Consider the following 13,476-nt stretch of genomic DNA (forward strand, 5'->3'; position numbering starts at 1 on the left):
CATGACCGTAGCGTCGGCATGCCGGTACCAGGAAATAACTTGCGCCGGATCGGACATGCCTTGCGGTTATAAGCCACCGGCGTTACGGTCCGGGAAAATCCTCTACAGTCCTCCGCTCCCCCTGCACCGCCCGCCGAGGCGGTCCCGAGACGGATTCCGATGACGCTGACCCAACTGCGCTACCTGGTGGCGATTGCCGACGCCGACCTCAACATCACGCTGGCGGCCGCCCGCGTGCATGCCACCCAGCCGGGTCTGTCCAAGCAGCTCAAGCAACTGGAGGACGAGCTGGGTTTCCTGCTGTTCGTGCGCAAGGGCCGCAGCCTGGAGTCGGTGACCCCGGCCGGCGAGGAAGTGATCGAGCGCGCGCGCGCGGTGCTGTCCGAAGCCAACAACATCCGCACCTACGCGGCCAACCAGCGCCGCGAGAGCCAGGGCCAGTTGATCCTGGCCACCACCCACACCCAGGCGCGCTTCGTGCTGCCGCCGGCGATCGCCCGGATCAAGCGGGCCTATCCGCAGGTCAGCGTGCATCTGCAGCATGCCGCCGAAAGCACCGCGCTGGATCTGCTGAGCCAGGGCGACGCCGACATCGCGGTGATCAGCACCGCTGGCGACGAACCGCAGGGGGGCATCGCGGTGCCGCTGTACCGCTGGCGCCGGCTGGTGCTGGTGCCGCGCGGGCACGCGCTGGATCACGAGGGCGCGGCGCCGAGCATCCGCGAACTGGTCGATCTGCCGCTGGTCAGCTACGACTCCTCGACCCGTCCGGGCTCCTCGCTGCAACGCGCGTTCGCCAGCGTGGGCCTGGAGCCGACCATCGCAGTGACCGCGCTGGACGCGGATCTGATCAAGACCTACGTGCGCGCCGGCCTGGGCGTGGGCCTGCTGGCGGAAATGGCGGTGGGCAGCACGGACACCGATCTGCGTGCCTGGCCGGCGCCGGTGGAGATCAAGGAATGCATCGCCTGGGCGGTGCTGCCGCGCGAGCGCGTGCTGCGCGACTACGCGCTGGAGCTGGTGCACGCGCTGGCGCCGCAGGTGGATCGCCGGGATCTGCGCCGGGTGCTGGACGGCAACCAGGTCGCGGACTGGCCGGATCCGCCAAGCTGGGAATCGCTGACCCAGACCATCACCATCTGAGGGCGCGGCACTTCCGGCGCCGTTGGCGGGGTCGCATACTCCGGCCCTGGTTCGAAAAGGATATCGACATGCGCTTCGCGATCCCCCTGGCGTTCGGCCTGGCCTGCTGCCTGCATGCGCTTCCCGCCCGTTCCGCCGAACCGGCCGCCGGCCAGGTGGCATTGCCGGCGCCGGAAGAATTGAAGCGGATCATCCGCGAACAGGATCGCGCGCTGTTCGCGATCACCTTCGAGACCTGCGACATCGAAGCGTTGAAGCCAATGCTGGCCGACGACCTGGAGTTCTATCACGACAAGGGCGGCCTGGTGGCGCGCTCGGCGGCGGACTTCATCGCGATCACGGAAAAGAACTGCGCGGCGCGCGCTGCGCCCGATGCCTGGCGATCGCGCCGCGAACTGATCGAATCCTCGTTGCAGGTGGATCCGATTCCGGGCTACGGCGCGATGGAGATCGGCGAGCATCGCTTCCACGAACGCCAGGGCGACGGTCCCGAGAAGGCGGTCGGCATTGCCGGCTTCAGCCAGGTCTGGAAGTTCGAGGACGGGCGCTGGAAGATCTCCCGCGTGCTCAGCTACGGCCATCGTCCGTTGCCATGAGGCGCCGCCGATGAAGATGGTTTCCCGGATGGTGTTGCGCCTGTATGCCCCGGCGGTGCTGATCGCCGTGGGCGGGCTCGTGGTCGCGGAAACGGTGACCCGGACCCAGGCCAGCTTCAGCGGCCTGAGCAGCGGACGCATGGCCTCGCTGTCCTTCCTGGCGGCGATCCTGCTGGGCACCGCCTGGGCGCTGCACTCCAGCTGGCGTTTGTATCGCTGGGCGCTGGGGCGTGAGCGTCGTTGCGCTTGCGGGGGGCTGATGTCACGGCCACGGATCGGCCGGCGCGGGGAGATCTACCGCAAGTGCATCGGCTGTGGCGGCAAGACCGTGATCCGCCACGCCCACTGACGTCTCGCCGAGGCGTGCATGCCCACCCGTGGGAGCGCAGCCGGACTTGCCCGGCTGCGGGGAGCAGGCCAGGCCTAGTTCAGGCAGGTGGCCGCATCGGGCACGCGTTCGCGGTCCACGCAGGGGCGCGCGCCCCGTGGCAGGTCGGCGATGCGGCGCTCGCCGCCGACCTCCAGGTCGAAGGCCTGCAGCCTGCGGGGCGGACAAGCGCCGTTCGTCGCGCAGGCATCGGCCACGACGATCACGTAATGGCATTTGCCGGTCGCGCTGGCCAGGCAGCGGAAGCGGCCCTCGCCGGCGCGGATGACGCTGCGGCTGTGGATGAGATCGACGCCGTTGGCCTCGCTGCGTACGACGGAGGTCACGGTCGGTTTCTCCTGGCAGCCGACGAGGCTGAGCAGGAAGGACACGGCGGTGGCGATGATGCGCATGACGGGCCTCGATGGCGGTGCGTGTCGCGGTGATGTGGCGCGGGGCTCACATGCCGCGGAACAGGGACATGAAGGGCTGGCTGACCAGCAGGGTTTCCGGACGGTTGCGGAGCTTGAGCACGCCGCGACCGGTGTCGTCGCGGGTGATCGACGCCACCGCCTTCAGGTTGACGATGGTGGAACGGTGGATCTGCTTGAAGATGCTCGCGTCCAGCGCATCCAGCAGTTCCCGCAGCGGCGTGCGCAGCAGCGCCTCGCCTTCGGCGGTCATCACCACGGTGTACTTGTTGTCGGCGCGGAAGTAGGCGACGTCGTCGATCAGGATCAACCGGGTTTCCTTGCCGGTACTGGCGGTGATCCAGACCAGCGGCGGCTTGTCCCTGGCCGCCGCGCGGCCGCCGATCTGCCTGAGCAGGGCCGCCAGCGTGGCCGCGTCGGGATGGTGGCCGCTGCGTTGCTGCAGGCGCTGGACGGTGGTGGCCAGGCGTTCGCGGGTGATCGGCTTGAGCAGGTAGTCGACCGCGCCCTGCTCGAACGCGTCGATCGCGTACTGATCGTAGGCGGTGACGAACACGATCTGGGTGGCGGGGCTGGCTTCGGCCATCGCGGTGGCGACTTCTATTCCGGTCAGGCCCGGCATGCGGATGTCGAGGAAGGCGACGTCGGGCTGGTGTTCGGCGATGGCTTCCAGGGCCGAAGCGCCGTCCTCGCACTCGGCGACCAGTTCCAGTTGCGGCCAGGTGTCGCGCAGCAGCGAGGCCAGCGCGGTGCGCAGCAGTTCCTCGTCCTCGGCGATGACGGCCTTAGCCACGGGACACCCCCGCCGACGACATCGGCAGGTTGAGGGTGGCGGCCACGCCCTGCGGGAAATTGGAGATGATGGCGAACGAGGCGTGGTTGCCGTAGGTCAGGTGCAGGCGTTCGCGCAGGTTTTTCAGGCCGATGCCGGTACCGCCGGTCTGGCTGCCGAAACCTTGGCCATCGTCGGCGACGGTGATCGCCACCCGGCCTTCCTGTTCGCGGGCGATGACCCAGATGGTGCCGCCGCCGGGCTTGGGCTCCAGGCCGTGCTTGATCGCGTTTTCGACCAGGGTCTGCAGCATCATCGAGGGCATCGCCACGTCGCGCAGGCCTTCCGGGATCTCCACCCGCGTGTCGAGGCGGCTGCCCATGCGGATCTTCAGGATCTCCAGGTAGGCTTCGGCGCGTTCGGTTTCCTCGCCCAGCGTGGACATCGCATCCTCGGCGCGCGGCAGCGAACGCCGCAGGTACTGGATCAGGTGGCCGAGCATGAGATCGGCGCGCGCCGGATCCGTGCGAGTCAGCACCTGCGCGCTGGCCAGGGTGTTGTAGAGGAAATGCGGTTCCACCTGGGCCTGCAGCAGGTTGAGCTTGGCGACGGTCAGTTCCTTCTCGGTCACGGTCTGCACGGTGTCGGCCTTTTCCTGGCGCCGCCGTTCGCCGATCCGGCGCGCCATCGCGCGGACGATGGCTTCCGCGTTCTCCAGGTTGGTGCCGTTGTCGACCTTGAGCAGATCGCTCCAGGTGCTGGCTTCCGGTTCGCACAGCAGCGAAACGCTGCAACTGCCGGCGCCCGGGGTGACCGTGGCCAGGATCTGGTTGCGCTTGGTGCTGAACCAGTTGAACACGTTGTAGCGCGAGGGCCGGTCATTGCCGTAGGGATCGATGCGCTTGAGCTTGGCCTTGACCTGCAGGCTGTCGCGCGCACTTTCCACCTCTTCCACCCGCGGCAGTTCGCGTACCGCCGATTCGACCAGCAGGAAGGCTTCGTCGGCTTCCAGCGGAATCTCGATGCGCCGGTGCTGGCGGTTGGACAGGGTGTCGTGATCCAGCCGGCCGGCGACCAGGCTGACCCGGCGCAGGTGCGAGAAGGTGCTGATCACGACCGACAGCGCGACCAGCAGCGCCAGCAGGGCGAAAACCGGCCCGGGCGCGTTGTCGCTGCCGGTGATGACGTTGAAGGTACCGGCCCAGATCAGGCCGGCGAGCATCAGCACGCCGGTCCAGGCGGCAAAGATGCGGACAATGAAGAACAGGCTGGCGAACACGGCGGATCCATCGGTGTTGGAGTGCCGCGGAGCATAGCCGGCCCGTGCCCGGGGGGAAGGGGGCGGGCGACGGAAGCCGGATTCGGGCGATGAAGGCCGGCCGGTGCCGGATGGGGTCGGTCAGGCGGCAACCCCGGCGCGTGGCCGGGGTCACCGGTTCGAACGGGGCGGACCCGAATCCCGCGGGATGCCGGCGGAGGCGGATCAGACGTCCAGGTGCAGGCCGCACTCGCGCTTGAGGCCGAAGAAGCGCGTGTCTTCCTCGCGCATGCCCGGTTCCCAGCGGCTGGTGGTGTGGAAATCGCCGATGGACACGTAGCCTTGTTCCCACAACGGGTGATAGGGCAGATCGTGCTGCTTGAGGTACTGCCACACCTCGCGGTCGGTCCAGTCGGCGATTGGATTGACCTTCAGACGCGCGCCGCGCCATTCGGCGATCGGTGCGTTGGCGCGGCTGCTGGCCTGGCTGCGGCGCAGGCCGGTGAACCAGGTGCCCACGTCCAGTTCGGCCAGCGCGCGCCGCATCGGTTCGACCTTGCGCAGGTTGTTGTACTGCTCGATGCCGACCAGGCCCTGTTCCCACAGGCGGCCGTGGCGCGCTTCCATCCAGGCGCGGCTGACCAGCGGACGGAATACCTTCAGGTTGAGCTTGAGCCGCTCGGTCAGTTCGTCGGCGAAGCGGTAGGTTTCCGGGAACAGGTAGCCGGTGTCGATCAGGATCACCGGCAGATCCGGCTGCTGGCGGGTGAGCATGTGCAGCAGCACCGCGGCCTGCGCGCCGAAGCTGGAGGACATCGCCGCCTGCGCGGGGCCATTGGCCAGCGCCCAGCGTACCCGCGCCTCGGCCGGTTGCGCTTCCAGGCGCGCGTTGAGGGCGGCGATGTCCTCGGTGGATGCGGTCAGCGGTACGGCGTGCGGCGCACTCATGCGTGCAGCTCCAGGGCGATCTGTCGGTGGGTGGGATACGGGGGCAGGGCGACGATGCCGCTGCGATGCAGGAAGTCGCCGAAGCCTTCGTCCGTTTCGCGTTCCCGCGCGTAGCGGGCCAGCAGCGGATCCAGGGCCTCCAGGATTTCCGGTTCGGTGATGTTTTCGCGGTACAGCGTGTTCAGGCGCTGTCCGCGGTGATCCGCGCCGAGCATCAGGTTGTAGCGGCCCGGTGCCTTGCCGACCAGCGCGATCTCGCCCAGGTAGGGGCGCGAGCAGCCGTTGGGGCAGCCGGAGATGCGCAGCAGGATCGGTGCGTCGCGCAGGCCATGCCGATCCAGCAGCGGCGCCAGCCGGGCGGTGAAATCGGGCAGGTAGCGCTCGGCCTCGGCCATCGCCAGGCCGCAGGTGGGCAGGGCGACGCAGGCGACCGCGGCGCGCGCCAGCGCGGTGCCGGCGCCGCGGCCGTCGTCCAGGCCATGCGTGCGCACCAGCGCGTCGATGCGTTCGCGCTCGCCGGCCGGCACGCCGGCGATGACCAGGTTCTGGTTGGGGGTCAGGCGGAATTCGCCGCGATGGATGCGCGCGATCTCGCGCAGGCCGGTCAGGTGGGTGGCCTGCGCGGTATCGGCGATGCGTCCGGCGAAGAAATGCAGGGTCAGGTGCCAGCGGCCGTCCTCGCCCTCGACCCAGCCGTAGCGATCGCCGTTGTGTTCGAAGTGCCAGGCGTGCGCCGGCAGCAGCGTGAAGCCGGCGCGGTGCTCGATTTCGCCGACGATGAAATCCAGGCCGCGATCATCGATGGTGTACTTGAACCGGGCACGCTTGCGCTGCTCGCGGTTGCCGAAATCGCGCTGGGTGGTGACCACCGCGGTGGCCACGTCCAGCAGCTTCTCCAGCGGCACGAAGCCGACCACGTTGCCCAGCCGGGGATAGGTCGCGGCATCGCCGTGGGTGGCGCCCATGCCACCGCCGATCACCAGGTTGAAGCCCGCCAGTTCGCCGTCCTCCAGGATAGCGATGAGGCCCAGGTCGTTGGCGAACACGTCGACATCGTTGAGCGGAGGCACCGCGAAGCCGATCTTGAACTTGCGCGGCAGATAGGCGGCGCCGTAGACCGGCTCCTGTTCCTCGCCGCTGCCGGCCACGCGCTCCTCGTCCAGCCAGATCTCGTAGTAGGCGCGGGTATTGGGCAGCAGGTGCTCGGACAGGCGCGCGGCCCACGCCTGCACCTGCGCATGCGCCCTCGAAAGCAGCGGATTGGCCGCCACCAGCACGTTGCGGTTGACGTCGCCGCAGGCGGCCAGCGTGTCGATCAGCGCGGCGTTGATCGCCTGCATGGTCGCCTTCAGCTCGCGCTTGATGACCCCATGGAACTGGAAGGCCTGGCGGGTGGTGACCCGCAGCGAGTGGTTGGCGTAACGGCTGGCGATCGCATCCAGCTTCAGCCACTGCTCCGGCGTGACCACGCCACCGGGGGTGCGGGTGCGGATCATGAACTGGTAAGCCGGCTCCAGTTTCTGCCGCCGCCGCTCGTCGCGCAGATCGCGGTCATCCTGCTGGTAGCTGCCGTGGTACTTGATCAGCGTCTGGTCCGACTCGCGCAGCGCGCCGGTCACCGGATCGGCCAGGCTCTCCAGCAGGCTGCCGCGCAGGCGCCGGCTTTCGGTCTTGATGTCTTCTACGGAGTGGGACATGGGTGGGGAGCCGGGATTCGGGAGTGGGGATTCGTGATTCGCAGGAGCGCAGTCGGAGGGCGGAGAAACACGGAACAGGGCGGGCTTCTACGAATCCCGAATCCCCGCCGTCAATACACATCACGACAGTAGCGGCCTTCCGATTGCAGGCGGGCCAGGTATTCGGACGCGGTGTCTTGGTCGTGGCCACCCTCGGTGCGGACGATGTCGAGCAGGGTGGCGTGTACGTCCTTGCCCATGCCGATGGCGCCGCAGACGTACAGGTGCGCGCCGCCCTCGAGCCAGGCGTAGACCTCGCGGGCCTGTTCGCGCAGGCGATGCTGCACGTAGATCTTGTCGGCCTGGTCGCGCGAGAACGCCAGGTCGAGCCGGTGCAGCGAACCCTCGCGCAACGCGTCCTGCCATTCGGACTGGTAGAGGAAATCCTGGTTGAAGTGGCGGGCGCCGAACAGCAACCAGTTGCGTCCGCCGGCGCCGGTTTCGGCGCGTTCCTGGACGAAGCCGCGGAAGGGCGCGATGCCGGTGCCGGGGCCGATCATCAGGATGTCGCGCGCACCGTCGGCGGGCACGCGGAAGCGTTCGTTGGCCTCGATGTAGACCGGCACCGGGTCGCCTTCCGCGCGTTGCGCGAGGAAACCGCTGGCGGCGCCGCCGTGCGGCTGGCCAAAGGCCTCGTAGGCCAGCACATCGACGGTGAGGTGGACTTCCTCGCCGACCCGCTTGCGGCTGGAGGCGATGGAGTACAGCCGTGGCGCGAGCGGGCGCAGCGCGGCGACCAGTTCGAGCGCTTCCCAGCGCGCCGGCCAGCGCCGCAGCACGTCGACGACCTGATGGCTGCCGAGCAGGCCGGCCAGGGCAGGTTGCTGCGCCGGTGCCAGCAATGCGTTGAGGTCGTCGGCGCGCGCCTGCGCGGCGTGTTCGGCGAGGAACGGGCGCGACAACCGGGTCAGCTCGCGGCGGCTGGCCAGCCATTCGCGCAGCGGCAGGGTCTCGCCCAGCAGGGCGACTTCGGCCTCGCCCGGCAACGCGGTGGCCTGGAGGACGGCCTCCACCAACGCGTCCGGATTGCGGTGGCGGATGCCCAGCGCGTCACCCGGTTCGTAGTGCAGGCCGCTGCCGGCCAGTGACAGCTCGATATGGCGCACGTCCTTGTCGCGCACGCCATGGCGGGCGAACGCGGGACCCTTGAAGTCGCGACCGCCGATGGCCTGGTTGAGCAGCAGTTCCGCGGCGAAGGGTTTTTCATGCGACCACGGCGACGGGGCATGCGCCGGACGCAGCGGGGTGACCTTGGCCAGCGGGGTGCCGCCCTGCGGCTTGAGGTGTTCGCGGGCATGGACCAGCGCCTGGGTCCGCCACGGGTCGGCGATGGTGTCGATGTCCAGATCGGCCAGGCCGGGGTCGAACAGCCGTTGCGCGCCCAGTTCGCCCAGCCGGGCGTCCAGGCGGCGGGCGATGCCGCAGAAGTCGGCGTAGCTGGAATCGCCCAGGCCGAGCACGGCGTAGCGCAGTTCGGGCAGTTTCGGCGCGCGCCGGCCCGACAGGAATTCAACGAATCCGATGGCGTCGTCCGGCGGGTCGCCTTCGCCCTGGGTGCTGATCACCACGTACAGCAGGCGTTCGTTGGCCAGTTCGCGGGTCGGATAGGCGTCGGCGCGCAGCAGCCGCACCGGCAGCCCGCCAGCTTCCACTTCCTGGGCAATCTTCTCGGCGGCGCGGCGGGCATTGCCGGTCTGGCTGCCGTAGACGATGGTCAGGCGCTGCCCGGACTGCGCCTGGCCGCCGGGCAACACGGCCAGCTGGGGCGCATGCTGGCCATGGGCCAGGCCGGCGGTGTAGCCGGACAGCCACCACAGGGTCGGGGCGTCGAGTCCTTCCACCAGTCCCGCCAGCAGCGCACGGCGCTCCTCGGCCAGGGGGCTGGGCGCCAGTGCGGAGGAGGAAGCGGTCATCGCGGGCAATCGCTTTGCGCAGAAGGGAATCCGATGTTAGGAATTGGTTGCCGCACGCAGAAAGGACGGCTGGTTATGGCCTTATCGCCGGGGCTTATTTCCGGGGTCGGCGGCGTCGTGGAATGCTCTTCGGCCCCGGAGGGCAGAGGCAGCGGCGGCAACTGGTACGCTTCGCATCGGCATCCCGTCACGTACCGCAGCCTGTTTTGATGAGCGCCGACCCACGTCTGTCCCACCTCGACCGCCTCGAAGCCGAGAGCATCCACATCCTCCGGGAGGTGGCGGCCGAGTTCCGCAACCCCGTGCTCCTGTACTCGGTGGGCAAGGACAGCTCGGTGCTGCTGCACCTGCTGCTCAAGGCATTCGCGCCGGCCCGCCCGCCGATTCCGCTGCTGCACGTGGACACGCGCTGGAAGTTTCGCGAGATGATCGCGTTCCGGGACCGGCGGGTTGCCGAAACCGGCGTCGAACTGCGCGTGCACATCAATCCCGACGGCATCGCCCGCGACATCGGCCCGATCAGCCACGGCGCGACCGTGCACACCGACGTGATGAAGACCCAGGGCCTGAAGCAGGCGCTGGACCAGCATGGTTTCGACGCGGCCATCGGCGGCGCCCGCCGCGACGAGGAGAAATCCCGCGCCAAGGAACGCGTGTTCTCCTTCCGCAACGATCGCCACCGCTGGGATCCGAAGAACCAGCGGCCCGAACTGTGGAACCTGTATAACGCCCGCATCCACAAGGGCGAGAGCGTGCGGGTGTTCCCGCTGTCCAACTGGACCGAACTGGACATCTGGCTGTACATCTACCGCGAGGGCATCCCGGTGGTGCCGTTGTATTTCGCCGCCGAACGACCGGTGGTGGAACGCGACGACGCGCTGATCCTGGTGGATGACGAACGCCTGCCCCTGCATGCGGGCGAACAACCGCGACTGCGGCGGGTGCGGTTCCGTACCCTGGGCTGCTATCCGCTCACCGGCGCCATCGAATCCGAAGCCGACACCCTGGAAAAGATCATCGCCGAGATGCTGGTGGCGACGTCCTCCGAGCGCCAAGGCCGGGTGATCGATCACGAGCCGGGCGCGTCGATGGAGAAGAAGAAGCTGGAGGGGTATTTCTGATGAAGCCGGGATTGGGGATGACCGGCCATTCGGCCGTTGAAAACGGGGATTCGGGATTGGGAAAGGCGGAAAATAGTCCGCAGGGGGACGCTTTTGCGAATCCCGAATCCCGAATCCCCAATCCCGAAAACGGTATTGCCGCCTACCTGCGCCAGCACGAAACCAAGCCGCTGCTGCGTTTCATCACCTGCGGCAGCGTCGACGACGGCAAGAGCACGCTGATCGGCCGCCTGCTGCATGACAGCAAGCGGCTGTTCGATGACCAGCTCGCGGCGCTGGAGAGCGACAGCCGCCGACATGGCACCCGTGGCGGCGACATCGACTACGCGCTGTTGCTGGACGGCCTGGCCGCCGAGCGCGAACAGGGCATCACCATCGACGTGGCCTACCGCTACTTCGACACCGAGCGGCGCAAGTTCATCGTCGCCGACTGCCCGGGCCACGAGCAGTACACCCGCAACATGGCCACCGGCGCGTCGACCGCGGACGTGGCGGTGGTGCTGGTGGACGCGCGCAAGGGCGTGCTGGGCCAGACGCGCCGGCACAGCTACATCGTCTCGCTGCTGGGCATCCGCCACGTCGTGCTGGCGGTGAACAAGATGGACCTGGTGGATTTCGACCAGGCGGTGTTCGACGCGATTGCCGGCGAATACCGCGCGCTGGCCGCGCAACTGGGTATCGCCGACGTGCTGTGCGTGCCGCTGTCCGCGCTGGAAGGCGACAACCTGATCGAGCATTCATCGCGCACGCCCTGGTATGACGGCCCAAGCCTGCTGGGGCACCTGGAAACGGTGCAGTTGCAGGACACCGCCGTCGCCGGTGGATTCCGCCTGCCGGTGCAGTGGATCAACCGTCCGCACCAGAATTTCCGCGGTTTCGCCGGCACGATTGCCGCCGGGCGCGTGGCGCCGGGCGACGCGGTGGTGGCGCTGCCCTCCGGGCGCCGTTCGCGGGTGGCGCAGGTGCTCGGGCCGGACGGCGAGGTCGCCCATGCCGCTGCCGGCCAAGCGATCACCCTGACCCTGGCCGACGAGATCGACATCAGCCGTGGCGATGTCATCGCCGCCGCCGACGATCCGCCGCAGGTCGCCGATCAGTTCGCCGCGCACGTGCTGTGGATGGACGATGCCGCGCTGCTGCCGGGGCGTCCCTACTGGCTGAAGATCGGCGCGCGCACGGTGGCGGCCTCGATCAGCGAAATCAAGCACCGGGTCGACGTGAACAGCCAGGAACACCTGGCGGCCAAGCGCCTGGAACTCAACGAGGTCGGTTACTGCAACCTCAGCCTGGACGAACCGATCGCGTTCACGTCGTACGCGGAGAACCGCAGCCTCGGCGGCTTCATCCTGATCGATCGGCAGAGCAACCACACGGTGGCCGCCGGCACCCTGGACTTCGCGCTGCGCCGCGCCGGCAACGTGCACTGGCAGCACCTTGACGTGGACAAGGCGGCGCGCGCGCGCATCAAGGGCCAGCAGCCGCGCGTGCTGTGGTTCACCGGCCTGTCCGGCGCCGGCAAGTCGACCGTGGCCAACCTGGTCGACAAGCGCCTGCATGCGCTGGGCTACCACAGCTTCATCCTCGACGGCGACAACGTGCGCCACGGGCTCAACCGCGATCTCGGTTTCACCGCCGAGGACCGGGTGGAGAACATCCGTCGCGTGGCCGAGGTCGCGAGGTTGATGGCCGACGCCGGCCTGATCGTGCTGGTCAGTTTCATTTCCCCGTTCAGGGCCGAACGGCAGATGGCGCGCGAGCGTTTCGGCGCGGACGAGTTCCTGGAAATCTTCGTCGATGTTCCGCTGGCGCTGGCCGAGGAGCGCGACGTCAAGGGCCTGTACCGCAAGGCGCGCGCCGGCCTGATCCCCAACTTCACCGGCATTGACTCGCCGTACGAAGCACCGGAACATCCGGACCTGCGGCTGGATGCCGGTGCCGAGAGCCCGGAGCGGTTGGCGCTGCGGGTACTCGAAAAACTGGGACTGGCCTAGCGATCCGGCGTTGTACAAGGGTCGTTAGTCATGGCCCTGTCAACGCCCTTGTGCGCTTTTTCGTTCATGGCGTGAAGGTAAACTTCACGTGATAACGATCATTACGGTACTTGCATGCTGAGCCGAACCGGATTGCGGGCGACGCTGGCCGTCGCCGCGTCGATGTTCCTGTTGACCGCCTGCGGAGGAAAGTCCGCCGACGCGGGCCGAGGCGGGCAGGGCGGTGATCGGCCGGTGCCGGTGACCACCCAGGTGGTCGCTCCGTCGGCCTGGAACGACACCCTGGAGGCGCTGGGCACCGCCAAGGCCCGCGAGTCGGTGACCCTGACCGCCAAGGTCAGCGAGATCGTCCAGGACGTGCATTTCGAGAGCGGCCAGGACGCGAAGGCCGGACAGGTCCTGGTGACCTTGCGCGGGGATGCCGCCAAGGCGTCGCTGGAGCAGGCCGAGGCGACCTACGCCGAGGCCGATCGCCTGTACCGCCGGCAGAAGGAACTGGCGGAGCAGCAACTGGTCGCCCGCTCGACCCTGGATACCCAGCTGGCCCTGCGCGACGCCGCCGCCGCGCGCGTGCAGCAGATGAAGGCCGACATCGGCGACCGCAGCGTGCGCGCGCCGTTCGCCGGGGTGCTCGGCATCCGCCAGGTCAGCCCGGGGTCGCTGATCACCGCCAATACCGTCATCGCCACCCTCGACGATGTTTCCCGCATGTACGTGGACTTCCAAGTGCCGGAAGCCGCGCTGGCGTCGGTCGGCAACGGCGATGCGGTCGGCGCGACCACCGCGGCGTGGCCGGGACGCAACTTCGAGGGCAGCGTGGAGACCGTCGACGCCCGCGTCGATCCGGCCACCCGCGCGATCACCGTGCGCGCGGTGTTCGCCAATCCCGACCGCGCGCTGCGTCCGGGCATGCTGCTCAACGTCAACCTGTTCCGGCCGGAACGGCAGGCGCTGGTGATCCCCGAAATCGCCGTGGTGCAGGTGGGCCGCGACACCTTCGTGTACCGGGTCAAGGCCGATGCCAGCGTGGAGCAGGCGATGGTGCGTACCGGCGTGCGCCGCGAAGGCAAGGTGGAGATCGTCGAAGGCCTGAAGGCGGGCGAGCGCATCGTCGTCGACGGCACCGGCAAACTGCGCCCGGGCGCGAAGATCACCGAAGGCGAGGCCACCGTGCCGGCTGCCGCCAACAAGGGCTGATCA

The 13,476-nt window shown here is 68.6% G+C and carries 12 protein-coding genes; 6 read left to right on the plus strand and 6 right to left on the minus strand.

Annotated elements, in window-relative coordinates:
• Positions 1–159: 159 nt before the first annotated feature.
• The 3 genes from AC3DE2_RS02055 (at position 160) to AC3DE2_RS02065 (ending at position 2,088) form a co-directional block, all read left to right on the plus strand.
• Complete coding sequence (locus AC3DE2_RS02055) at positions 160–1,143, plus strand: LysR family transcriptional regulator (protein WP_295382538.1); 984 nt, start codon at positions 160–162, stop codon at positions 1,141–1,143.
• A 68-nt stretch (positions 1,144–1,211) separates the two neighbouring features.
• On the plus strand, positions 1,212–1,739 hold the full coding sequence (locus AC3DE2_RS02060; RefSeq protein ID WP_488424863.1) for a nuclear transport factor 2 family protein: 528 nt from the start codon (positions 1,212–1,214) through the stop codon (positions 1,737–1,739).
• Between the two features lie 10 nt (positions 1,740–1,749).
• A complete protein-coding gene (locus AC3DE2_RS02065; protein ID WP_295382540.1) occupies positions 1,750–2,088 on the plus strand; it encodes a hypothetical protein in 339 nt (112 codons plus the stop codon).
• Positions 2,089–2,162: 74 nt separating this feature from the next.
• Here AC3DE2_RS02065 and AC3DE2_RS02070 read toward each other — a convergent pair whose 3' ends face one another.
• The 6 genes from AC3DE2_RS02070 to AC3DE2_RS02095 all read right to left on the minus strand — a co-directional run bounded on the left by AC3DE2_RS02070 (position 2,163) and on the right by AC3DE2_RS02095 (position 9,164).
• Positions 2,163–2,519, minus strand: coding sequence for a hypothetical protein (locus tag AC3DE2_RS02070; RefSeq protein ID WP_488424865.1), 357 nt, complete (start codon positions 2,517–2,519; stop codon positions 2,163–2,165).
• 46 nt (positions 2,520–2,565) lie between these two features.
• Positions 2,566–3,330 carry a LytR/AlgR family response regulator transcription factor gene (locus tag AC3DE2_RS02075; RefSeq protein ID WP_295382542.1) on the minus strand — a complete coding sequence of 255 codons (765 nt, stop codon included), beginning with the start codon at positions 3,328–3,330 and terminating at the stop codon, positions 2,566–2,568.
• Positions 3,323–4,588, minus strand: a complete 1,266-nt coding sequence (locus AC3DE2_RS02080) for a sensor histidine kinase (protein ID WP_295382543.1) — start codon at positions 4,586–4,588, stop codon at positions 3,323–3,325. The genes AC3DE2_RS02075 and AC3DE2_RS02080 overlap by 8 nt, the downstream gene beginning before the upstream one ends.
• Before the next feature lie 204 nt (positions 4,589–4,792).
• On the minus strand, positions 4,793–5,515 hold the full coding sequence (locus AC3DE2_RS02085; RefSeq protein ID WP_295382544.1) for a phosphoadenylyl-sulfate reductase: 723 nt from the start codon (positions 5,513–5,515) through the stop codon (positions 4,793–4,795).
• Positions 5,512–7,212: an assimilatory sulfite reductase (NADPH) hemoprotein subunit gene (gene cysI, locus AC3DE2_RS02090; RefSeq protein WP_488424867.1), complete on the minus strand. Its 1,701-nt coding sequence runs from the start codon at positions 7,210–7,212 to the stop codon at positions 5,512–5,514. The genes AC3DE2_RS02085 and cysI overlap by 4 nt, the downstream gene beginning before the upstream one ends.
• 110 nt (positions 7,213–7,322) lie before the next feature.
• Positions 7,323–9,164: an assimilatory sulfite reductase (NADPH) flavoprotein subunit gene (locus tag AC3DE2_RS02095; RefSeq protein WP_488424869.1), complete on the minus strand. Its 1,842-nt coding sequence runs from the start codon at positions 9,162–9,164 to the stop codon at positions 7,323–7,325.
• Between the two features lie 209 nt (positions 9,165–9,373).
• On the opposite strand from AC3DE2_RS02095, the gene cysD reads away from it, so the two are divergent.
• The 3 genes from cysD (at position 9,374) to AC3DE2_RS02110 (ending at position 13,473) form a co-directional block, all read left to right on the plus strand.
• Positions 9,374–10,285: a sulfate adenylyltransferase subunit CysD gene (gene cysD / locus AC3DE2_RS02100; protein ID WP_488424870.1), complete on the plus strand. Its 912-nt coding sequence runs from the start codon at positions 9,374–9,376 to the stop codon at positions 10,283–10,285.
• Positions 10,286–10,302: 17 nt separating this feature from the next.
• A complete protein-coding gene (cysN, locus tag AC3DE2_RS02105; RefSeq protein WP_488424872.1) occupies positions 10,303–12,276 on the plus strand; it encodes a sulfate adenylyltransferase subunit CysN in 1,974 nt (657 codons plus the stop codon).
• A gap of 114 nt (positions 12,277–12,390) precedes the next feature.
• Positions 12,391–13,473, plus strand: coding sequence for an efflux RND transporter periplasmic adaptor subunit (locus AC3DE2_RS02110; RefSeq protein ID WP_488424874.1), 1,083 nt, complete (start codon positions 12,391–12,393; stop codon positions 13,471–13,473).
• The last annotated feature ends 3 nt before the right edge of the window (positions 13,474–13,476 follow it).

The organism is Pseudoxanthomonas sp. 68-E7 (genome assembly GCF_057773145.1).